21 protein-coding genes are annotated in these 21,107 nt (G+C 43.7%); 11 read left to right on the top strand and 10 right to left on the bottom strand.

Going from position 1 to position 21,107, the window contains the following annotated elements; genetic code table 11:
- Positions 1-105: 105 nt before the first annotated feature.
- Entirely contained in the window at positions 106-801 is a 696-nt protein-coding gene (locus DUL71_RS18600) for an SIMPL domain-containing protein (RefSeq protein ID WP_114939513.1), read from the bottom strand.
- Positions 802-890: 89 nt separating this feature from the next.
- Here DUL71_RS18600 and DUL71_RS18595 point away from each other — a divergent pair, with 89 nt between their 5' ends.
- The 4 genes from DUL71_RS18595 to DUL71_RS18575 all read left to right on the top strand — a co-directional run bounded on the left by DUL71_RS18595 (position 891) and on the right by DUL71_RS18575 (position 4,411).
- Positions 891-1,175 (top strand): hypothetical protein, encoded by a 285-nt coding sequence (locus DUL71_RS18595; protein ID WP_114939512.1) that lies wholly within the window; start codon positions 891-893, stop codon positions 1,173-1,175.
- A complete protein-coding gene (gene ku, locus DUL71_RS18590; protein ID WP_114939511.1) occupies positions 1,172-1,942 on the top strand; it encodes a non-homologous end joining protein Ku in 771 nt (256 codons plus the stop codon). The genes DUL71_RS18595 and ku overlap by 4 nt, the downstream gene beginning before the upstream one ends.
- A gap of 232 nt (positions 1,943-2,174) precedes the next feature.
- Complete coding sequence (locus DUL71_RS18585; protein WP_208645596.1) at positions 2,175-2,720, top strand: YciE/YciF ferroxidase family protein; 546 nt, start codon at positions 2,175-2,177, stop codon at positions 2,718-2,720.
- Between the two features lie 299 nt (positions 2,721-3,019).
- Entirely contained in the window at positions 3,020-4,411 is a 1,392-nt protein-coding gene (locus DUL71_RS18575) for a hypothetical protein (RefSeq protein WP_114939509.1), read from the top strand.
- Positions 4,412-4,513: 102 nt separating this feature from the next.
- Here DUL71_RS18575 and DUL71_RS18570 read toward each other — a convergent pair whose 3' ends face one another.
- Positions 4,514-5,680: a pepsin/retropepsin-like aspartic protease family protein gene (locus tag DUL71_RS18570; RefSeq protein ID WP_154402429.1), complete on the bottom strand. Its 1,167-nt coding sequence runs from the start codon at positions 5,678-5,680 to the stop codon at positions 4,514-4,516.
- Positions 5,681-5,846: 166 nt separating this feature from the next.
- Here DUL71_RS18570 and DUL71_RS18565 point away from each other — a divergent pair, with 166 nt between their 5' ends.
- The 6 genes from DUL71_RS18565 (at position 5,847) to DUL71_RS18540 (ending at position 11,280) form a co-directional block, all read left to right on the top strand.
- Positions 5,847-6,002 carry a lmo0937 family membrane protein gene (locus DUL71_RS18565; protein WP_112568370.1) on the top strand — a complete coding sequence of 52 codons (156 nt, stop codon included), beginning with the start codon at positions 5,847-5,849 and terminating at the stop codon, positions 6,000-6,002.
- A 96-nt stretch (positions 6,003-6,098) separates the two neighbouring features.
- Positions 6,099-6,935, top strand: coding sequence for an AraC family transcriptional regulator (locus DUL71_RS18560; RefSeq protein WP_114939507.1), 837 nt, complete (start codon positions 6,099-6,101; stop codon positions 6,933-6,935).
- A gap of 190 nt (positions 6,936-7,125) precedes the next feature.
- A complete protein-coding gene (locus DUL71_RS18555) occupies positions 7,126-8,181 on the top strand; it encodes an alpha/beta hydrolase (protein WP_114939506.1) in 1,056 nt (351 codons plus the stop codon).
- Positions 8,182-8,311: 130 nt separating this feature from the next.
- The gene (locus tag DUL71_RS18550; protein WP_114939505.1) at positions 8,312-9,145 is read left to right on the top strand and encodes an N-acetylmuramoyl-L-alanine amidase; all 834 of its coding nucleotides are present in this window, start codon (positions 8,312-8,314) and stop codon (positions 9,143-9,145) included.
- Between the two features lie 309 nt (positions 9,146-9,454).
- A complete protein-coding gene (locus tag DUL71_RS18545; RefSeq protein WP_114939504.1) occupies positions 9,455-10,261 on the top strand; it encodes a helix-turn-helix domain-containing protein in 807 nt (268 codons plus the stop codon).
- 77 nt (positions 10,262-10,338) lie between these two features.
- The gene (locus DUL71_RS18540; RefSeq protein ID WP_114939765.1) at positions 10,339-11,280 is read left to right on the top strand and encodes a nitrilase-related carbon-nitrogen hydrolase; all 942 of its coding nucleotides are present in this window, start codon (positions 10,339-10,341) and stop codon (positions 11,278-11,280) included.
- A 212-nt stretch (positions 11,281-11,492) separates the two neighbouring features.
- Here the strand turns inward: DUL71_RS18540 and DUL71_RS18535 are convergent, their stop codons facing one another.
- The 6 genes from DUL71_RS18535 to DUL71_RS18505 all read right to left on the bottom strand — a co-directional run bounded on the left by DUL71_RS18535 (position 11,493) and on the right by DUL71_RS18505 (position 18,461).
- Positions 11,493-13,247, bottom strand: a complete 1,755-nt coding sequence (locus DUL71_RS18535) for a carboxypeptidase-like regulatory domain-containing protein (protein ID WP_161964465.1) — start codon at positions 13,245-13,247, stop codon at positions 11,493-11,495.
- 266 nt (positions 13,248-13,513) lie between these two features.
- Complete coding sequence (locus tag DUL71_RS18530) at positions 13,514-14,509, bottom strand: FecR domain-containing protein (protein WP_114939502.1); 996 nt, start codon at positions 14,507-14,509, stop codon at positions 13,514-13,516.
- Complete coding sequence (locus DUL71_RS18525; RefSeq protein WP_114939501.1) at positions 14,506-15,144, bottom strand: RNA polymerase sigma-70 factor; 639 nt, start codon at positions 15,142-15,144, stop codon at positions 14,506-14,508. The genes DUL71_RS18530 and DUL71_RS18525 overlap by 4 nt, the downstream gene beginning before the upstream one ends.
- A gap of 23 nt (positions 15,145-15,167) precedes the next feature.
- On the bottom strand, positions 15,168-15,743 hold the full coding sequence (locus DUL71_RS18520) for a DUF6134 family protein (RefSeq protein WP_154402428.1): 576 nt from the start codon (positions 15,741-15,743) through the stop codon (positions 15,168-15,170).
- Positions 15,744-16,026: 283 nt separating this feature from the next.
- On the bottom strand, positions 16,027-16,410 hold the full coding sequence (locus tag DUL71_RS18515) for a (deoxy)nucleoside triphosphate pyrophosphohydrolase (protein ID WP_114939499.1): 384 nt from the start codon (positions 16,408-16,410) through the stop codon (positions 16,027-16,029).
- Positions 16,411-16,925: 515 nt separating this feature from the next.
- Complete coding sequence (locus DUL71_RS18505) at positions 16,926-18,461, bottom strand: Do family serine endopeptidase (RefSeq protein ID WP_114939497.1); 1,536 nt, start codon at positions 18,459-18,461, stop codon at positions 16,926-16,928.
- A 192-nt stretch (positions 18,462-18,653) separates the two neighbouring features.
- Here DUL71_RS18505 and dapF point away from each other — a divergent pair, with 192 nt between their 5' ends.
- A complete protein-coding gene (gene dapF, locus DUL71_RS18500; RefSeq protein WP_114939496.1) occupies positions 18,654-19,439 on the top strand; it encodes a diaminopimelate epimerase in 786 nt (261 codons plus the stop codon).
- Between the two features lie 173 nt (positions 19,440-19,612).
- On the opposite strand, the gene DUL71_RS18495 is transcribed toward dapF, so the two are convergent.
- Together DUL71_RS18495 and DUL71_RS18490 are read right to left on the bottom strand one after the other, a co-directional pair.
- On the bottom strand, positions 19,613-20,026 hold the full coding sequence (locus DUL71_RS18495) for a hypothetical protein (RefSeq protein WP_114939495.1): 414 nt from the start codon (positions 20,024-20,026) through the stop codon (positions 19,613-19,615).
- A 169-nt stretch (positions 20,027-20,195) separates the two neighbouring features.
- Positions 20,196-21,080 carry a DUF4349 domain-containing protein gene (locus DUL71_RS18490; RefSeq protein ID WP_114939494.1) on the bottom strand — a complete coding sequence of 295 codons (885 nt, stop codon included), beginning with the start codon at positions 21,078-21,080 and terminating at the stop codon, positions 20,196-20,198.
- Positions 21,081-21,107: the final 27 nt, after the last annotated feature.

The following is a 21,107-nucleotide window of genomic DNA, read 5'->3' as shown; positions in this document are numbered from 1 at the left end:
GCTCCCTAAAGGGGGAGCCATAATCAAGAAAATGAAAAAAGCCCCTGTTTGTTTTAACAGAGGCTTCAGATTTTTTCGCTCCCCCTTTAGGGAGCCGGGGGGCAATTATTTCACAATCTCAAACACTGCCTGGATCTGGAAGTTAAGCTTAATGGTTTTGAAGCTGATATCCGAGTCACCAACGTTGCTGTCAGCCGAAGCTTTGAACATCATGGTGTTGGCATAAACACGTGGCTGAGGAAAACTGCTATTATCGCTTTCGGTAATGTTTATGGCGCCGCCCAGTTTTTCGCCAAGTGCTGCAAGCAGGTAAGTTGCTTTATCGCGGGCTGCAAGCAGGGCTTTAATTTTAAGGTCGCGTTTCAGATCAGCCATTTTTGAATAGTCGTAGCTTTCAATATTGGTAGACTGGATACCTTTAGGATCAATTTTCGACATGATCTGGTTAAACTTGTTCAGGTCGCGCACGCGTAAACCATATTGTTTGCTGGCCAAAAAATCTGGTGCTTTTTTCTTTTGATAAGTGTTGTTCCAGGCCGATACATTGTTCACCGTAAAATCGGCCGATGGGATGCCGGCATCTTTAACGGCTTTTTCCAGTTGGTCTTCCAGGTCATTAATGGCGATGTGTTTTTTGCCATCCATGTATTCCTGTAGTGATATGGTTACGTTTATAATATCAGGAGTAACTTCCTGTTCGGCAATGCCGGTAACTTCAATTTTACGCCTAAGGTCAACGTTTTGGGCAAATGCACCAAAAGTAGTTGCTAATAGTGCGGCAAGGATAAATAGCTTTTTCATGTGTATTTTATTTGATGTTATGACTAAGGTAACGTGTATTTAGTTTAATATGTAACAGGAAGGCTACAATTATTTCCTAAAGCATTGGTATGCTTGTAAATAAAGCGAGAGGGTGGATTTGTTTGGGACAAGAAATAATTACGCAGGAGGAAGATGACTCACCCGGTCTGCGCCACGCTGCACCACGCTCTCTCCGGCTTCGCCGCAAAGAGGGAAAGAAAATAAAAACAGAAACCCCTCTTTATGCTTGCGAAGAGAGGGGTGACGAGCGCAGCGATGTCGGGGTGAGTAAAATCACCGTCATTCATTATTCCCCGAAACCCTTTACACCCTTTATGGTTATATTACAACACATTAAAGTTATTGGGCTATGAGATCAATATGGAAAGGTTCGATAGGTTTTGGGTTGGTGAGCATCCCGGTGAAATTATATTCGGCAGTGCAAACCAGCTCGCTTGATTTTGATATGCTGGATAGCCGCGATCATGCACGTATCCGTTATCAGCGGGTTAATGAAAACACCCATAAAGAAGTACCTTATGACAAAATTGTAAAAGGTTATAAGCTTGATGAGGAATATGTGATCATGGATGAGCAAGATTTTGAAGATGCCGCGCCCGAAAAAAGTAAAGTGATTGAAATAGAAAGCTTTGTTGATATAGTCGACGTAAACCCCATGTTTTACGAAACCTCCTATTATACCGAGCCCGACACCAAAAACAATAAAGCCTACGCGCTGCTCATCCAGGCGCTTACGCAATCAAAAAAAGCGGGCTTGGCGCGTTTTGTATTGCGCAGTACCGAAAGCCTTTGTATTGTCCATCCGTTAAAAAATGTATTGGTAGTAACTCGGATCCGTTTTGCACAGGAAATTCGTGATACGGAAGATCTTAACCTGCCCGATAAAATTGATGTGAGTAAAAAGGAACTGGATATGGGCCTTACCCTGATCAATCAATACGCCGAAGATTTTGATGTATCCAAATTTAAAGATGAGTACAACGATGAGTTACTTAAGATCATCGAGGCTAAATCAAAAGGCAAACGCGCGAAGGTTAAGAAACTTAAACCACGCAAAACCGGCAGTGACGATTTGTACGACCAGCTGATGGCCAGTTTAAAAACCAAGAAAGGGGCTTAGGTAAGTCTTAAGTCTGGAGTTGGAAGCCCTAAGTCACCCGGTAAATTCCTTAAAATCGGGCAGGCTGTATATTTTTTAGAACTTATAGTTGTAGGGCAAGAAGATCAAGGTTACTTTATTGAGATAAAAATTCAAACCTAAATTATCCTAATAATTAATTTAATTGTTTAAAGTAACAAAGTTGGCTTTGTGTTTGTAGATGTTATCTCACAAAAACATTAAAACATCTACCATGGCAACAACTAAAGTAAAATCACCCGAACAAACCAATAATGTGCAGGAATCGGCCCTGAACGAATTGTTTATTGATGAATTGAAAGACATTTACTGGGCCGAAAAACACCTTTCGAAAGCATTGCCAAAAATGGCGAAAGCTGCTACATCCGACGAGCTGCGTTCGGCTATTGAAAGCCATCAGGCCGAAACCGAGCGCCAAATCATCCGCCTGGAGGATGCTTTCGCCTCTATAGGTCAAAAAGCTGTAGCTGTAAAATGCGAAGCCATGGCTGGGCTTATCAAAGAAGGAGAGGAAATTGTGGCCGAAACCGAGAAAGGCAGTATCACCCGCGATGCCGGTATTATTTCGGCCGCGCAAAAAATTGAACATTACGAAATTGCTTCGTATGGTACGCTCCGTACACTGGCAAGTGTTTTAGGTTATGAGCATGCCGCCGAACTGCTTGATTCAACCCTGAATGAGGAAAAAACATGCGATAGCCTGCTTACCCAAATTGCCGAAGCCGGTATTAACCAGGCCTCGAAAATTGAAAAAGCTTAACCGTTTATTAGTTTTTTAAGAGCGGTCGTGAGGGAGCTATTCCTCGCGGCCGTTTTTTATTAAAAATTCTAATGCCAAATTGGGGCCTTGCGCGATTCCCTCCCCTGGGAGGGTGTAGGGAGGGGTTGCTTCGATAGGTTTATAACAAAAGTAGAAACCCCTCCCTGCAACCCCTACTGCCATCACACCCCTCCCAAGGGAGGGAATTGAGCTTCTCTTCAACATTAATTGCACATTAATTAAAACATTTCTACAAACAATAGTTAGCCAACGCGGTTTATCGACAAAACCGACGCCCTATGAAACAATTCACCCTGGTACTATTTGCCTTGTTATGTTGCTTTTACGATCATGTTTTTGCCCAGGATAAGTTAGATGGCGTTTATGCCGGATGTGAGTTTTCGCCAAGCCCCATATTTGGCGGTGGCATGAACAGGCGGGATGTTTCCGTATTGTTCAGGCCCGATGGTACCTTTAACGATTTGCTTAACCGTGCCGACTGGCAAACCAACGTAAGCGGCAGATATACCGTGAGCAAGGGAGAGGTAACGCTTAAATACACTAAAAGTTCGTCTGTTTATACCATTACCAAGTACGGAAGTCTTTCTAATTACGCACATGAGTTGTTCAAACTTCAGGGTAACATTATACCGGAAGGTTATTATTCATTTATCAGCGCTATGGGTGGTGGTGGCGCGGCCTATGGTACAACTTATGTTGGCGCTTTGAGTACACAGGGATTAAATTTTGATGGTAAGGGACATTTCAGCAACTCGCGCTATTCGGGTTCCGTTGTAGCCGGTGAAAATGTTGGCGGAGGCAGTTCAAGCAGCAAGGACGGTAGCGGTACCTATAAAATAAACAAGGGTGTACTTACGCTTGCCTATACCGATGGCCATATCGAACTGCACAGCTTTTTTTGCGACATGGGCGGTAAAACCCGTATGGCCGTAGTTGATGGGCGGGTATTTTTTGTAGATAATAATGACAAAACGGCTAATAAGAATACAAAGTCGCCAACTGCGCTAAAAAAAGCTTCAGATAATTCCGAAACTGCAGATAATAATGCCCTGCCCGATGGCAAAACATTGCTTTTAAAAGCTAATGCCGCGCATGGCGGCGATAAATTGAACGCTTTGAAAACAGCGCGTTTAACCGGCTCGGTTTCGGGATTAAAAGTTGTGGAGCTGATTGACATTCCAAATAGCAAGGTGCGCGTTGAAATATGGAAAAACGGCAAACCTGTTTCGGTGCAGCAAACCGAAGGTAATGCCGGGTGGCAATGGAGCAGCGGCAACAAATCTGAATTGCCGGCCAATAACGTAGCCGAGGTAAAAACTGCCCTATACACTGGCGTTATCGGCTTACGTAAATCATTGCTTGATCAAATGCAGATCATGAATACGCAAAAAATCCCCAACAATAACATGTACACGGTTCAATGCAAGTTAAACGGCAACGAATATGTGTTTGCTATAAATGATCAAAACCAACTGATGGCTTATGGCTATAAAGTAGGCGACAAAACGCTTTTCTCCATGTTGTCAGATCTTCGGCCGGTACAGGGTATCACCATTCCCTATCGTGAGGCAACCACAAGCGGTCAGCAAAAGCTCAACATTCAGTATGATAATATGGACGTAAACCCCGTTTTAGATGAGCAAAGCTGGGCGGTACCTGCTGGAAATTAAAGCGTCAATTGGTCCGATAATTTGCATGTAATCATTGCCGTCGACTAAAGTCAACGGCCATGAAGCGTTTTAATTTTTACAAAGCTTCTAAAGCTTTTTTATTCAGCTTGATAATTTATTTGGCTTCAAATACAAGTAATCATTTTTAAAATCGAGGATCATATTAAACCGCTTTAAAAGCCCGTTGCCCAAATAGTTGATTTCAAAACCAAGCGGATTCTTATTGCTCAAAATAAGTGTAGGTATATTGGCAGTAGGGAAGCCATTTAGCCTGAACAGCGGAGCTTCCACTATTTTCATTTCATATTTTACGCCACGCGGATCGCTGATGGTTGAGGATTTGATAAGTTTTAAATCTGTTGGGAAATTGTTTTTAGCTACCCATGCGCTATCCAGGATCAACGACTGATCGGAACCCGTATCCATCGTAAAATTGCCGGTGTATTTTTTACCTGCTATTTCAAATGTTCCGGTAGCATAAGGAAACGACTTGATAAAGCCGATCTTCGACCGTTCGTAGCCTTTCAGGTCTTTAGGGGTTTTATTATGGATGATGATGCGGTTGTTGTCATAATCAACCTCTATCTGCTTGCCTTCAAACAGGTTCCAGGCAAAGCGCCCATCCATTTCGCGCGAGCTTAATCCTGTGGGTAGCATTTCCTGGTTATACCAAACCGCAGTTCCCATTTGCAGTTTTTGGGCTTTATTCATGCTGTTAAAATTAGGTTTGGCTTTGCCTGCCAATACATCAGCCTGGTTGGGAAGTAACTTTGTTTTTTTTATAATGGCATCTCTTGTTAAATGAAAATCGAACGAGCTTGCATCGAAATGCAGGTTTAATGTATCGGTATCATTTAGCACGGCCTTTACCGCTATGGCATTGTACGCTGTGAGTTTAAACGGAATAGTATCGTTTTTGGCCGATGTTTGGTTTTTATCTACCGGTGGAATGGCACTTGCTACCTGCGTATAGCATGAATCCTTACCGTTAAGCAGGATGATGAAATCATATCGTGTACCAGGCTTAACTTTCACCCTTATCGAATCAATATCGGTATAAAAAGTAACCCATTTGGTTTCCCGCGTTCTGTCGGCAGTGTAAATATCGGGCCTTGTTTTTGGCGAAAGCGACCAGGCATTTTTATCCAGAAAGCCGCCATCATTAATAGCAACACTTTTTGATGTGGCCCGGATAACCGGCAGCTTTGATTGAGCATTGACAACAGTGGCGACAGTTAGCAGGCACGCAGACAGAAAAATATATTTCATTGTTTTCATGGGTTAGGAGCCTAAATATACATCAGGAATAATTCTCACCCAAATGCAGCTGTAAATGAGTGCCGTCGGCCACAAAAAATACAAAACTTAAAACTTTTGGGCGGCATCAGCTATTATACAGATATCTATGAAAATCATTAATTAAAAACAAATTATTATGAACTCACTCCTGTATATCATTGCAGTCATCCTGATCATAGGATGGGCAATTGGCGTATTCTTTACAACTGTAGGTGGTCTTATCCACATTTTATTGGTGATAGCCGTTATCGCGCTTTTATTAGGCGTAATAAGGCGGTCGACGGCGATATAAGGCTACTGGAAATATAAAATTGAAGCCCGGTCTTGTTAGGCCGGGCTTTTTTGTTGGTATCTTTGTGCCTTATCTGCTCTAAAATTTATTTCATTGATGGCCGGCTTCAAGCAATTCTCCTTTAAAAAATTCGGGTATCTGGATTTTGAACATGATTATACCGCTCAATTACAAAAGAAAGATTATACCGAATTTATCCAGATCCTGTTTGTAAAAGCCGGAGGCAGCGCGGTTATCGATTTTAAGGAGTATAGTTTGCAACAGGATGTGCTTTTCTTCATCAATCCCGGCCAGTTTCACAAGCTTGATGATAATTGTACGGGTACTATGTTGTACTATAACCGTGATTTTTATTGCGTTGAAATACACGATAAGGAGGTAGCCTGCGATGGGATCCTTTTTCACAATGTGTACGATATCCCGGTAGTGATGATGGATAAGCAGGCATCGGCCATGATGCAGGCTTCATTTAAAGAAATAAAAGCTGAGATAGATGCCAGTGACAGCAGTGTTGAGGAAATGCTGAGGATTTTATTAAAGCAGATCATCATTCGCTCAACCCGTATCTGGAAGCAGGAGCACCACATTACCACCGAAGAAGCACGGCAGGAAGTTGAGTTTTCGCGCGCTTTTAGCCAGATGGTGGAATGGAATTATACCAAACTGCACACCGTGGCCGATTATGCCGATATGCTTAACATTACCCCCAAAGCACTAAACAAACGTATTACTCGCTACAGCGATACCACACCAAACGATATCATCAAAAACCGGATTATTCTTGAAGCCAAACGGCTACTGGTGCATACCCAGCTAAGCGTAAAAGAAATAGCCTATAAACTGGGCTATGATGATCCTTCATATTTTATCCGCCTGTTTAGCAAACAGGCCGAAACATCGCCGCAGAATTTCAGGACGCAGTACCAGGCATAATAACGCCTGTGGTTAAGAATTACCTGTTGATATCAGCCTGCAGTCAGCTAAAAACCGCCAACTGACAGCTTCCGTTTGCACCGGGGGAAAATTGTCCTGTCCGTGTCTACATCCGTGCATTGAGTGGCCTTGATTGGCACCCTACCTTTGTTGTGTACAAAAAGAGATAATAAATCAAATACATAACAAAATGAAAACTCAATCTATAACTACCAAAATCGGAACAGTAATATTAGCCTTAGCTTTAGGCACCGGCGCATCTGCCCAAACAGTACAACCCATTGATCCTGCGCAGGACCCACATATAGAAAGTAATGTTAAAGCATTTTTAAATGTGCTTAATTCAGGTACAGGAAAACCGCTTGAACAACTTTCGCCAAAAGATGCCCGCGCGGTATTAACCGGCGCGCAAGAATCAGTAAAATTTGATTACAGCGATATCACGGTTACTGAGAAAACCATTACCGAAGATGGTCAGCAAATAAAATTAGACATTGTTAAACCTGCCAATGCAAAAGGCGTGTTGCCGGTGTTCATGTTCTTCCACGGTGGAGGCTGGGTACTTGGCGATTTCCCTACCCACAAACGTCTCGTTCGTGATTTGGTAGTTAATTCAGGTGTCGCCGCTGTATTTGTAAACTATACCCCATCTCCCGAGGCACATTACCCAGTAGCTATTAACCAGGCTTACAGCGCCACCAAATGGGTTGCGGCCCATGGTGCCGAAATTAATGTAGATGGCAAACGTTTAGCCGTAGTTGGCAATAGTGTTGGCGGAAATATGGCAGCTGTGGTTGCGTTAATGGCCAAAGACAAAAAAGGCCCCGAAATTAAGTTACAGGTACTGTTATGGCCGGTAACCGATGCGAATTTCGAAACAGAATCATATAATCAGTTTGCTACCGGCAGGTTCCTTACTAAAAACGCTATGAAATGGTTCTGGGATAATTATACCACCAATCCTGATGAACGTAAACAGATATATGCTTCTCCGTTGCAGGCCACTACCGATCAGTTAAAAGGTTTGCCAACCGCTGTAGTTGAGACTGCCGAAAACGATGTGCTGCGCGATGAAGGCGAAGCCTATGCCCGTAAATTGGATGAAGCAGGTGTTAAAGTAACCGCTATCCGTTACAACGGTATGATCCACGATTGGGGTTTGCTTAACCCAATAGCTAACGTACCAGCAACTCAATCTGCCATGTTACATGCTGCTGCCGAAATTAAAAAAGCATTAGCTAAATAATGCCCCCGGTTAACTTGATTTGAGGCTTGCCTGATGTTGTAAAACATCAGGCAATTTTTTTGTATAGCATGGTTTTTGTATACTTGGTTTAAATCATCAGGAGACCCCTTAATCGGGTTTATCAAGGTTCATGGAGAAGAAAAACATCTGCGCTATATTATTTATTGTTTCGATAGCTGCCCTAAGCGCTTGTTCGCCCAAAATACAGCCTTACGCCGCCACCAACAAAGTATACCATACACAAACCGATTCGTTAATTGAAGTAATTAGCCGGGAGCAGGCCGCCATGCTGGTTGACAGCACCGGCGGGGCCATTCCTTCCGAATGGGTGGGCACCGTGAATTTCAATCTGCGCAAGCCCAATTACGTGATCATTCACTATACAGCACAGGATTCGGTTAAGCAAACCCTCACTACTTTTACCTTAGTAAAACCACAAGTGAGCGCACACTATGTAGTGGGTAAAGATGGTAAGGTTTACCACATGCTTAATGATTACCTGCGGGCCTGGCATGCGGGCATCAGTAAATGGGGGAGCATTAGTGATATGAATAGCTGCTCTATCGGTATCGAAATTGATAATAACGGGCACGAGCCTTTTAATGATATACAGGTTAAAAGTCTGCTGGCGTTGCTGGCTCAGCTCAAGAAAACCTACAACATTCCGCAGGCCAATTTTATAGGGCATCAGGATATAGCGCCACTTCGCAAACCCGACCCGGGGCCATTGTTCCCCTGGAAACTGTTAGCCCAAAAAGGCTTTGGCTTTTGGCGGGAAGAACTGCTTGAACTTCCGCCGGATAATTTTGATTATGCCACCGCGCTTAAGCTTATAGGCTATGATACCAGTAATTTGCCGGTTGCTATTGTTGCCTTTAAACGCCACTTTGTGCAAACTGACGAAACACCAACAATGACACAACTGGATTTGAATATTCTTTATAATGTGTATAGGAAATATTAGCCCCCCGGCTACCTAAAGGGGCGTGATATTATTGAATAGCAGCGGAAAATGGTTGCATAGTTGACTCACCCGGTCTACGCTTCGCTGGACCACCCTCTCTCCGGCTTCGCCGCATAGAGGGAAAAGAAAAATGAAAAAAAGAATCCCCTCTTTACGCTTGCGTAGAGAGGAGTGACAAGCGCAACGATGTCGGGGTGAGTAGATATGCCCACTGATATCGCGATTATGCCTAACGATGTACCCAAGGGGGAGCATCAAGTGGTTTCTCAGGTAAAATAATGATTACCTTTATCAAGCCGTTATAATATCATGCAAATAGCACCGCACCCTTTGCTCTCGGGTATTGTTAAGCACTATTTAATTATAGCGCATAATGAGCGTACTGCCATAAATTACCGCCTGTTTTCTGATGGCAATCCCGGAATGGTATTTCATTTAAAAGCGCCGTTGTTACAGTACGATCAGCATCGGGTTACCAATAAGCAACCGGGGAGTTTTGTTTATGGGCAGATAACGCGTTATAACGATATTATGTCGGTTAATGAATTGGCTATGCTGATAGTGGTTTTGCAGCCCAACGCGTTATTAACCCTGCTTGATGTGGCTGCTTATGAACTTAATAACAATACTGTCCCCTTAAAAGATCTTTTCGGGCAGGAGGGTGCCGACCTTGAAGATCAGATTGCAAACGTCACGGATCTCTCTACAGCAGCAGCCATTGCCGAACAATTTTTATTGAAAAAGATAGCTTCTAAAAGCATAGCTATAAGTATTACAGATTGGGCTATAAGCATCATTCATAAGCATAGCGGCATTGTTAATGTTAAAAACTTGCTTGATGTGCTGCCTGTAACCGAACGGCAGCTTGAGCGTAAGTTCAATGAGGAAGTAGGGATCTCACCTAAAAAATTTATTGACGCGGTTAAATTTCAAAACTATCTCAAACAGCTTCAAAAACTTGCTTCGGTAAAAGATGTAAGCGGTTTGAGCTATGCCTGCGGGTACTACGACCAGGCGCATCTTAACAACTTTTTCCGGAAACACACAGGTGTTACTCCATTGCAATATAAAGCCAATCATAATTTGCTGGCTATAAATTTTATGCCCCTCGCTTAAAAATACGTTTGTCGGTTTTTTACAATGCCTTTCGTTATGTTCCTGATAGTTTTGGAATGTTAAAACAAGATCAGCATATGGAAACCCTAACAATAGCCACGGCGCAGTTTGAAAATAAAAGCGGAGATAAAGCCTATAACTTATCAATCATAGAAAAAATGGCCGCTGATGCCGCGGCAAAAGGGGCCAAAGCCATAGCATTTCATGAATGTTCGGTAACAGGCTATACGTTTGCCCGGAATCTGGACAAAGCACAAATGCTTGACCTTGCCGAAGAAATCCCCGGCGGACCGAGCATCGTGGCGTTAATCGAATATGCTCGCCGATATGATATCGCTATACTGGCCGGTCTGTTTGAAAAGGATAAAGACGATAACCTGTTTAAAGCCTATGTATGCGTTGATAAAACCGGACTGATTGCTAAACACCGCAAATTACATCCTTTTATTAACCCGCATCTTTTACCGGGAACGGCGTATACCGTATTTGATTTGTACGGATGGAAGTGTGGCATCCTTATTTGTTATGACAACAACGTAATTGAAAATGTACGCGCAACCACGTTACTGGGTGCCCAGGTAATTTTTATGCCGCACGTTACCATGTGCACGCCATCAACCCGGCCAGGAGCCGGTTTTGTTGACCCGGAGCTATGGAAAAACAAAGAAGCCAATGGGCAACTGTTGCGGCAGGAATTTGATAGTTTAAAAGGCAGGCAATGGTTAATGAAATGGTTGCCCGCCCGGGCGTATGATAATGCCATTTATGCAGTGTTCTCCAATCCGATAGGAATGGACGATGATCAGCTAAAAAACGGCTGCTCCATGATCATTGATCCTTACGGCGATATCATGACCGAATGCCGGTCATTAGATAATGAATTTACAATAGCCGAGCTTACACCCGATAAACTGACCAAAGCAGGCGGCTATCGTTACATCCAGGCCAGAAAGCCTAAGTTATACCGTGATATTATAGGCCAGGAACATCAAAGTTTTCAAAAAGTGGTTTGGCTTTGAAATTGGGGTGCAGCATGAGTATGGTTGCTTTAATCCTACCCATGACATGTTTCAAAAAAGGGTGTCATGCTGAGCCAGTCGAAGCATGGTGGACAGGGCCTCTGCGCGCTACCCTTCGACAGGCTCAGGGTGACACCCTCGACTTTTATCATTTCTCCTTCACAGGCCAACGGATTTAAATCACTCAGCATGACATAATTAAGAATTGGGGTTTAAAACAGATTAATTCCGAGACTCCATCCAACCCAACCGGTCCAGTTGCGGCTATCATGAATAAAAGAATGATGCAGGTCCCGGACATAGGCATAACCATCAACCGGAGTCCGCTGATCTGAATATAGAAAGTTTAATGATGGCCCGGCGAAAATGGAGAACTTGCGGCTTACCTTGTAAGTAAAATCCAGATTGAACTTATTAAGCTGATTGGTTTTTAACCAGGTGCCCTGGTACAGGTAGCTTGAACCTATCTCGGTATTAATAGCAAGGTGTTGCCCCAAACCAAATTCCCGGCCGAAACCTAAGCCGAAGGAATAGAGTTTACTGTTTCCATCTACCCGCATGCCGCCCTGCCAAATGGTGTACAGTTTATTGTTGCCATTTTTAAAGGCAAGGTTGATGTTCTGCGTTTCGTTGGTGGAAACAGCCAGCTTGTGATAACCGCTGTTGATAATATTCAGCAGACCAATACTAAACCCCGATGATGTATCGGCAATGTTCACCAGCGCAAGCTGTACGCCGGTAAGGTGTTTGGCATAATTGAACAAGCCTGCCACCTGCAGGCCGCTAAACTTTTGTTGCGCGATATTGCCAATACCGCCAATTTGCAACGCGTCGGAGTTTTTACCGGCAATATTGCCTATCGCTCCCAACTGAATACCCCGGACTGAACCCCGGGTATGATTGTACAATGCAGATAGCTGCAAACCGTTCATGTTTTGCTTTACACTGTTATGCAGCAGCGCCAGTTGAATGCCCCGCACATTGCCTAATACATTGTTGTATAAACCACCAACCTGGATGCCATTAACCGACCCGCCGACAACGTTAAAAATCCCAGCTATTTGTACCGCACCAACGTCGCCTTTATCCAAATTGAAAATGATACCCATTTCAAAACCATCTACACCGGCATTATACCCGCCGACCGCGTTTAGAGAAACAACGTTTACTACCTGTCCGCTGAAATTGCCGTGGGTGCTTACGCCCGGTATGGCAGAGGCCTGGAAGGGGGCTTGTGCAATCAATCCGCCAAGGTTAGCTGCCTGGATCTGTTGCTTGGTAGAGAGAAAAAGCTTACCCAGCGCAGTATTTTCAACGCCCGAATAATCATCGTTTAGTATATAACCCAGCAGGCTGCGTTTTTTCTTCAGGGTAGTATCGGTACTTCTTACATTAACATCTGCCAGGAAAGTAACCGTAGTATCCTTGTAAAACTCCCTGCTGATGGTAAGCGTGATCGGCTGCCCTTCGTTGCGGAGCGTCATATCAAAATGACCTTCTCTATCGGTTAACACCGATTGTAGTTGCTCGTGCGAGTACACGCTGGCATTGGGCAGCTTATGGCCGGTTTGCTCGTCGGTAACCGTTCCGCTGATGCTGTAGCTATCGCCTTCGGTTGCGGCTTTGTCGGTAACTATGGTGAGCTGGAGCGGCGCATATCTCAGGATAATGAAATTCTTGGTTTCGCGGTATTCAAAGCGGTAGCTGAGCATATGGTCAAGCACTTCTTTGATGGTCCAGTTATCGGCATTAATGGAAACAAGGCTATCCGTTTTTACGATATTGCTATTGTAAGAAAAGTAAAAATTCTCTTTTTGCTCTATGGTTTTTAGCACCGTTCCCAGGCGCATTTCGGTTACATGGACGGATATGTTTTTTGATAGGATGGAATCGGCATGGGCAGTGAAGGCCGTTAGGAACAGCAGGCAGATGGTATAGTTTAGGTAACGATGTAGTTTATACAACATAAAATATCTAACATGTATATTAAAATATGTCATTAACCAAGGCTGGGCTCTGTCACCCTGAGCCTGTCGAAGGGTCGTGCGCAGAGGCCCACCCACCATGCTTCGACTGGCTCAGCATGACACTGGTTTTAATTGTGTCATTGCGAGGAGGAACGACGAAGCAATCGCATACTATACAGAGCCGTTCTGCTTCCGTGCGGTTGCCACGCTTCGCTCGCAATGACATGGTTTTATAGTAATGCCCGTTTCTATTTATCGTGCAGTGCTTACTTCAACACAATCCCCTTTTTTCCACGCTCCACTTTAATCTTAAAGGTCTCAGAAATCACCAGCAGCGTTTCATCTAACGACTGATCTTTAAACACCGTGGTAATAGGCAGATTATTAATAGCCTTGTTGCCGATAACAATATGCGATCCGTAAATCTCATTCAGCGAACCTACCAGTTCATGTAGTGGGGTTTCGTCGCAAACCAGTTCGTGAGTTGCATAATAGTTATATAAGCGCCCTTTGATGCTCTCCTTAGCCAGCAGGCCATCCTTTTTTGTAACTAATACCTTTTCGCCGGGATTAAGATTTACATTCCTGCTTTTCTCGCTAACGTTAACAATGCCCGTTTCCACAATTACCTGCGTTTTATCGTCGCGGCTTTTCACATTGAATGACGTGCCAACCACCCTAACCGTTACACCGTTCACCTTAATTATAAAAGGTTTTGTTTTATCAGGCGTTACCTTGAAGAACGCCTCGCCCAGCATAGTAACCGGACGGATGGTACCTGTAAATTTTTCCGGGTAAATAAGGGTACTGTGACTGTTCAGCGTAACCACCGAACCATCGGGCAGGGTTTGTGTACGGGTTTTAGCCTCGCTGTTTATCTTAACAAAAGCAATGTTTCTATTATCATAATAATGACTGATGGTTAGCCAGGCCACGGTACAAATCAATAATAACGATGCCGCTATGCCAATCCACCAGCTGGGTTTCATTTTGCGGACTTGCGCTGATCGCGCTTCAACGTTCGGTGTTGTGTTGTTTAGCCTTTTTTGCAGGCGGAGATAGGCGGCATCTTCATCCAAGGCTTTGGTAGAGGCGATATGCTGGCTCTCATCCCAAATCAGTTTAAAATTATCAAACTCCTGCCTGTTAGCAGGCGAAGCGGCAATCCAGTTCTGTATAGCTTCCTCCTCGGTTGGCGTAGCTTCGCCAACCAGGTATTTCACCAGCAAATCATCATCTATGGGCATACCGGTATAGCTCATACAAACCAATTAATAAATAACAATAAAATAATGGGTAAAAACTCCGCCAGTTTCTGGCGCATTACCCGCAGCGCCTTGCCCATCTGGTTTTCGATGGTTTTGATCGATAGTCCCATCTGATCGGCAATTTGCTGGTACTTAAGCTGCTCAAACCTGCTCAGCTGAAAAATGATTCGGCACTGCTCGGGCAGTTCGCTCAGTGCTTTTTCAATATGCTTTTGAAGTTCGGCCGTAAGCAGCTTTTTTGAAGCCGAATCATCATTGCCAACCTGCTCCATTTCATCGGCATAATAAACGCCGAAATTGGCGCGTACCTTCTGGTGTTTTAAATAGTTCAAACTTTCGTTATGTACAGACCGGTACAGGTAAGCCTTGATACTGCCATCGGTTTTAAGCTGATCGCGTTTTTCCCAAATGCGGCAAAAAACATTTTGTACTACCTCTTCGGCCATTTCATCATCCTTTAAAAAAGTGTAGGCGTAGGCATGCAGGCTTTTAAAGTGATCTTTAAAAAGTCGCTCAAAAGCCTTCTGGCTTCCCTGTTTAATTAAACCAATGGCCGTGCTATCGCTATATTCCACTTTAAGAGGGGAGATGTTAGCGCTAAAGATAGCTTGTTTGGCCGTTAAATTCATAGAGCCCAAATGTTAAAAATCAATCACGCCAGCTGAATCTGGATGGTGTATAATGTGTGATGGATATCAACCTTGCTGCACACACCATTGGTATAGCTGTAGAAATTGTAGTTACCATCGGGCAAGTCTATCCGGTATACATGCGGGCTCACCTGTTTAACCTGCAAAAACTGCTGAAAGTTATCAGAGTATACCTGCGCCTGGTTTTCGGGCTCCCGGCAGTACAACAACATCAGGTTGGCGGCAATTTGTTTTTGATCAACAGTCTTGCCGCATTTACCTTCGGCAATGGTTTGGTAGCCCGAAGCGATGGCTTTAGTTTGACGGTTACACTTTTCGGTACCGTTAACATTACGGCAAACCTGAGAACTGATGAGTTTGCCATTATTAAAAATGCTCTCCTCCTGGATATCAACTTTAACGCTGAAAATAAAGCGCATTTTTACCTCGGAGATCATTTTGAGGTATAACTCATCGCCCTGGCGTTTTTGGTACAGGTTCATGTGACCAACCACCTTGCCGCTGTGCAACACGTTGTACTTAACTGTTTGCTCCTGCGCCACAGCCCCGGCAGCAAGACACAGTAAAGCAACTGCCATTGCCATCCACTTGAGCGGAGCGGAAATATTTAACGTTGGAAAAGTTTTGTTTTGGAGGGCAGGCCGGATATATTTTTTAAATAACCAAATTATTAAAGCGGGTATCATGGGTAATTATTTTAAAGTGATTGAATAAAGCTTTTAACGCGTTTACTTTATTACAACACTCTAAACTTTTACCCCTATGCCTTTGCATTATTTTGTTTGATTAATTAAATACTACTATGTCTATGTGAGTTATATAGATTGTAAATGTAGAAAATAATTGGAAAGAAAAGAGAAACTAATTTTCAATATAATATTTAACAATCGACACATCCGCTTCCGCCCAATCCAAAGCTAACAATTCATCTTTAGGTAGCCATTTGAAATCAAGGTGCTCTTTAAGAATAATCTCGCCAGAGGTAATTCTACAAATAAAAGGGATCAGTTGTATGGTCACATTAGGATAAAGGTGGGTATTAGCTGGCAAAGAAGAAACAATTTCAACATCCACATGAAGCTCTTCCTTAATCTCGCGGATGAGGCAGGCTTCGGCGGTTTCGCCGGATTCAATTTTGCCGCCGGGAAACTCCCACTTTAACGGCAGACTCATGGTCGCGCTCCGCTGGGCGGCGAGAACGAGTCCGTCGGCATTAACAATAATAGCGCAGGTTACTTTGATCACGTTTCTAAGATATGAGTTTGGAAGAAGAAACCAGATGGCAAGAGTCAGGAAACAAGACCGTAAAGTTTATAAAGAACAGAAGACATTATTATCCCCAAAACAAAAGCGCGCCGGCCCGACAAAAAAGCGGGCCTGGGAGTATAGCCTGTGGGGGGAAGCATTTTTTTGTCTTGATGTTTGGTTACTTTGCATCTAAGGTAAAGTAACTGGCCTCCGCGGCCAAGAGGGCGACGATGTAAGTTGGTTACAACAAAAGTTCTTAAGTTACGAATCCTAGCTATTGTAGAAACACACCCGTGTGTTGACAATTCCCTCCCTTGGGAGGGGGGCGTTAGGATTGTGTATTGGCAGGGAGGGGTTATACGCCTAATTAACAAAATAAGCATGGTTGAAGAAACCCCTCCCTACACCCTCCCAAGGGAGGGAATCGCTCAAGGCCACGCTTTTTTAAAGCCAAAAAAGAAAGCCCCGATCTAAATAGACCGGGGCTTCATATAGAAAATCACTTAAAAAACTTATTGAGCCGGGAACGCGCTGCTGAAGTGCGACCCATCAGGGTAGATACCGGCGATGATAATATTGCCTTGTATCGGCTTTACAATAGCCCTGTCAATATCATCAATGCTGCCTATGGCTATTTTATTGATGCTGGTGATTACCACACCTTCGGGAATTTCGGCAGCATCAAATAAGCCACCTTCGCGTACCTGGGTTACCAGTACACCACCGTTAACATGCAGTTTTGCTTTTTCGGCCGGGGTTAAAGCGTGGAAGCTTGCGCCCAGTTTGTTAAACAGCTCTTCGGCCGATTTAGATGTGGCTGCAGTACGGTTAGTTGCCGGTGCCGCGTCGCCTTTAAGGGTTACCGCGAAATCTTTATCCTTGCCATCGCGCAATACGGTGACGTTAATCTTATCGCCAGGTTGCAAACGACCTACACGTTCCTGCAAGTCGGATGATTCATAAACCTGCTGACCTTCAACTTTAACAATGATATCGCCTTTCTTTAAACCTGCCTGTTCGGCGCCACCACCCGGTACAAGATCATTAACGTATAAACCGTTGGTGGTTGTTACGTCAAGTTTCTGAGCTACATCAGGGTTAAGTTCGGTGAAAGTAACACCTACAAAACCGCGTTTTACAGTACCGAATTTTTTGATATCGTTCAATACTTTTTTAGCCAGGTTAACCGGGATAGCAAAGCCATAGCCTTCGTATGAGCCGGTGTGCGAAGCGATAGCAGCATTAATACCAATCAGCTCGCCACGGGTGTTAACCAACGCGCCACCGCTGTTTCCAGGGTTAATGGCCGCGTCTGTTTGAATAAACGACTCGATAGCCTTGTTCAGCTTAGGGCCGGTTTGCTGGCGTGTACGACCGAACGGGTTTTCGTCCGAATTATCTTCGCTGCCAATAATACCTATGTTACGGCCTTTAGCGCTGATGATACCGGCTGTAACGGTTGAAGTTAAGTTAAACGGGTTACCAACGGCTAAAACCCATTCGCCAACTTTAGCGTCGTCGCTGTTGCCTAATTTTACAATAGGCAGGTTGGTAGCGCTTACTTTAATCAGGGCCAGGTCGGTGCTTGGATCGGTACCTATAACTTTGGCGCTAAATGTACGGTGATCATTGGTGGCAACAGTAATTTTGTCGGCCTTTTCAACCACGTGGTTGTTGGTTACGATATAGCCATCAGGCGAAATGATAACGCCCGAACCAGATGCCATTTGCGGACCTTGCGGACGCGAACGCTGACCAAACATATCGCCAAACATTTGCTCCAGCTGATCCTGACCGCCACCGCTGGCCTTGCTGCTATACGTAGTGCGGATGTAAACCACCGCTGGGGTAGCTACGGCAGCCGCTTGTGTAAAATCCAGATCGCCGGTTGATGATACCGGAGCCGACGGGTTGCTGGTAAAATATACTTTCTGTTTGTCCTCAAAGCTCATGTTGTCTGAGTACTTGTTTTCGATAACCTTGTATACCCCTAAGGCCATCGCCCCTCCAACAAAAGCGGTTAATAGTGTTAAACCTATCTTTTTCATTTATAATTTGCCTTTCTTATTATTAAGTTTACTTATTTTACAAATCAAATTTAATACCATATAGACGAGATAATCAACGATAAGTTATTGCGTTTTATGTTAAAATTTGTTAAATAGATCAACATTGGCTTTTTTAATTGTTAGCACGGGTTTTGCTAATACTAATAAGCTGACATTAAATAGTATAATAACGTGAATTTACATTTTTATAAGTACCAGGGCGCCGGAAATGATTTTATTTTGATAGATAACCGCGATAACAGCGTTGATCATCATAATCCTAAGCTAATTTCAAGCCTTTGCGACCGCCGTTTTGGTATCGGGGGCGATGGCCTCATGCTGCTGCAGAACAAAGAAGGGTACGATTTTGAGATGGTTTATTACAATGCCGATGGTCAGCCGAGCAGCATGTGCGGCAATGGCGGTAGGTGCATTGTGGCTTTTGCCAAATTTTTAGGCGTTATTGAATCCGAAACTGAATTTTTGGCTGTCGATGGTCCGCATTATGCCAAAATTTCAGACGAGGGCGATTGGGTGAGCCTGCAAATGATAGATGTAAACGATGTTAGCAAAGATGCTGAGGCCTATGTGCTCAATACAGGTTCGCCACACTATGTAAAACTGGTTGACGGCCTGGCCGAGCGCGATATGTATACCGAGGGCTATGCCATCCGCAATAATGAAACCTATCACGAAAAAGGCATCAATGTAAATTTTGTTGAGCCTGCCGAAGACGGTTATTTTGTACGCACCTTTGAGCGTGGGGTAGAGGATGAAACTTTTGCCTGCGGTACGGGTGTTACAGCGGTAGCATTAGCCATGGCGCAACATAACGAACAAACAGGACATATCACCACTCCTATAAAGGTATTGGGCGGTAACCTCAACATTCGCTTTGATTATGATGGCAAAGCTTTTACCGATATCTTCTTAGAAGGTCCGGCTGTTAAGGTTTTTGAGGGAGAAGTGGTTATTTAAGAATCAGGACTATTAGATTCAGGAATCAAGAGTTTTGGAGTTGAAAAACGGGGGCAAAAAACTATGTCATTGCGAGCGAAGCGTGGCAACCGCACGGAAGCAGAGTAGCTCTGTATAGTATGCGATTGCTTCGTCGTTCCTCCTCGCAACGGCATGAAATAATAGAGGGGCTCTTAATGTACCGGTTTTAGCAAGTTGAAAAACGTTCCATCCATTATAACATCGCCGATGGCTTCAAAGGCGGTTTTGCGAGAGGCTTCCTGCTTCATGTCTTCAGCGTAAAAAATATGATCAACGCCTAAGGTTTTCAGGAAAGGATCGACTTTAGAGTGCCATTTATTTTTATAGCAGCAAATTTTGATGCCTTTGTATGCGGGGTTTGAACTTAAGCGACGAAGGATTTTTTCGATATCCTGAACAAGATAGTCGTAATCGAGAATGAGCAGGTTGGGTTTGATATCATGTATGACCGGAAAGATAGCCGCGGTTGTTGAAATATGTTTAAAAACCTTGTTATTAGGCAATACCTCAAGCCCAACTACATGTGGGGCAACCAACAGTACAACTTTAGACCGTACACGGATCATGATCAATCAATTAGGATGCTTAAAATTAGCGTTAAATTTCTACTTGTCAAGCATTTATTAATTAATTTAATAAAGATTCTACTCTTATAATTAAATCTTCATAAAGTAATACCTTTTATCATTTTAGTATTTTATAATTTTAATATTAAATTAACTTTAGCGATAATTTTTACACCTCGGTTATAATGTTTGCTTTTCTCCGCCTTTTCCAGCGCCTGATCAGCAGCAGAAAGATGACAGCGCCCATCATTAAAGGCCACAATGCTATAAGCGCGAAAAACAGGTTTTGTAAAACTTCCCAGCCCTCGCCAATTGCGGTCTTAAATTTATAACCAAAGCCGTTGCCGGTGTTTACTTCTCCCGCATGCCGGGTATAAAAGCTGATATCAAGTGAGCTGTAACTAACTTGGCTGCTCAGGTAATTAAGTTGCCCCTGGGCCGAATCAATAGCTGTACGGATACTGGCCAGTTTATCTTCTATCGCCAGCAAATCGGTCATTTTGGTTGCTTTGGCCGCCAGTTGCAGATAACGTTGTTCTAACTGTTTGTTATTGCCGATCTCGGCGCGAACATCTATAAACTGCGTGGTTACATCGCGGATATGGATATTCTTTGATTCGATATGGTCTGCACTGGACGTTAAATTGTTTAAAAATACATCGAAGTTTTTGGAGGGCACCCTGATCTTGAGGCTATACTCTTTCTGATTGGTTTCGCTGCTGGTAGTTTCGTTTTCTTCGGCAAGATAACCGCCTAACTTTTTTAGTGAAGAGACGATATTTTGTTTAGCCGCCTTTGGGTTACCAGTTTCAAAGCGAATATCACCTTCCTTAATGATCTTTTTAGCAGTGTCGGTAATGGATGGGTTAGGCGCGGCCGGTTTATTAGCAGTACCGGCATCTTCCAGCTGATCTGTAGCTGCAATGCTCTTTTCTTCTACAGGAGGAGGTGGCGTTAACACTACGTCTTGCACCTTTACTTTTTGTTCTGTATCATGTTTGCATGATGTTAGTACAAGCAAAAAGCTTATCGACAGGAAAAAATAGGTTTTCATAATAAGGCTGTTTAATTGTTTTGGATT

Source organism: Mucilaginibacter endophyticus (genome assembly GCF_003351025.1).
GTDB classification, from domain to species: Bacteria; Bacteroidota; Bacteroidia; order Sphingobacteriales; family Sphingobacteriaceae; genus Mucilaginibacter; species Mucilaginibacter endophyticus.
Note: the sequence above shows the minus strand (reverse complement) of the source record. Positions and strands in the feature narration are given on the sequence as shown.

What these genes read in the sequence shown, in the direction of transcription:
- DUL71_RS18600 (WP_114939513.1), bottom strand. Translation starts at nt 801, where the DNA reads ATGAAAAAGCTATTTATCCTTGCCGCACTATTAGCAACTACTTTTGGT.
- DUL71_RS18595 (WP_114939512.1), top strand. Translation starts at nt 891, where the DNA reads ATGCTTGTAAATAAAGCGAGAGGGTGGATTTGTTTGGGACAAGAAATA.
- ku (WP_114939511.1), top strand. Translation starts at nt 1,172, where the DNA reads ATGAGATCAATATGGAAAGGTTCGATAGGTTTTGGGTTGGTGAGCATC.
- DUL71_RS18585 (WP_208645596.1), top strand. Translation starts at nt 2,175, where the DNA reads ATGGCAACAACTAAAGTAAAATCACCCGAACAAACCAATAATGTGCAG.
- DUL71_RS18575 (WP_114939509.1), top strand. Translation starts at nt 3,020, where the DNA reads ATGAAACAATTCACCCTGGTACTATTTGCCTTGTTATGTTGCTTTTAC.
- DUL71_RS18570 (WP_154402429.1), bottom strand. Translation starts at nt 5,680, where the DNA reads ATGAAATATATTTTTCTGTCTGCGTGCCTGCTAACTGTCGCCACTGTT.
- DUL71_RS18565 (WP_112568370.1), top strand. Translation starts at nt 5,847, where the DNA reads ATGAACTCACTCCTGTATATCATTGCAGTCATCCTGATCATAGGATGG.
- DUL71_RS18560 (WP_114939507.1), top strand. Translation starts at nt 6,099, where the DNA reads ATGGCCGGCTTCAAGCAATTCTCCTTTAAAAAATTCGGGTATCTGGAT.
- DUL71_RS18555 (WP_114939506.1), top strand. Translation starts at nt 7,126, where the DNA reads ATGAAAACTCAATCTATAACTACCAAAATCGGAACAGTAATATTAGCC.
- DUL71_RS18550 (WP_114939505.1), top strand. Translation starts at nt 8,312, where the DNA reads ATGGAGAAGAAAAACATCTGCGCTATATTATTTATTGTTTCGATAGCT.
- DUL71_RS18545 (WP_114939504.1), top strand. Translation starts at nt 9,455, where the DNA reads ATGCAAATAGCACCGCACCCTTTGCTCTCGGGTATTGTTAAGCACTAT.
- DUL71_RS18540 (WP_114939765.1), top strand. Translation starts at nt 10,339, where the DNA reads ATGGAAACCCTAACAATAGCCACGGCGCAGTTTGAAAATAAAAGCGGA.
- DUL71_RS18535 (WP_161964465.1), bottom strand. Translation starts at nt 13,247, where the DNA reads ATGTTGTATAAACTACATCGTTACCTAAACTATACCATCTGCCTGCTG.
- DUL71_RS18530 (WP_114939502.1), bottom strand. Translation starts at nt 14,509, where the DNA reads ATGAGCTATACCGGTATGCCCATAGATGATGATTTGCTGGTGAAATAC.
- DUL71_RS18525 (WP_114939501.1), bottom strand. Translation starts at nt 15,144, where the DNA reads ATGAATTTAACGGCCAAACAAGCTATCTTTAGCGCTAACATCTCCCCT.
- DUL71_RS18520 (WP_154402428.1), bottom strand. Translation starts at nt 15,743, where the DNA reads ATGGCAGTTGCTTTACTGTGTCTTGCTGCCGGGGCTGTGGCGCAGGAG.
- DUL71_RS18505 (WP_114939497.1), bottom strand. Translation starts at nt 18,461, where the DNA reads ATGAAAAAGATAGGTTTAACACTATTAACCGCTTTTGTTGGAGGGGCG.
- DUL71_RS18495 (WP_114939495.1), bottom strand. Translation starts at nt 20,026, where the DNA reads ATGATCCGTGTACGGTCTAAAGTTGTACTGTTGGTTGCCCCACATGTA.
- DUL71_RS18490 (WP_114939494.1), bottom strand. Translation starts at nt 21,080, where the DNA reads ATGAAAACCTATTTTTTCCTGTCGATAAGCTTTTTGCTTGTACTAACA.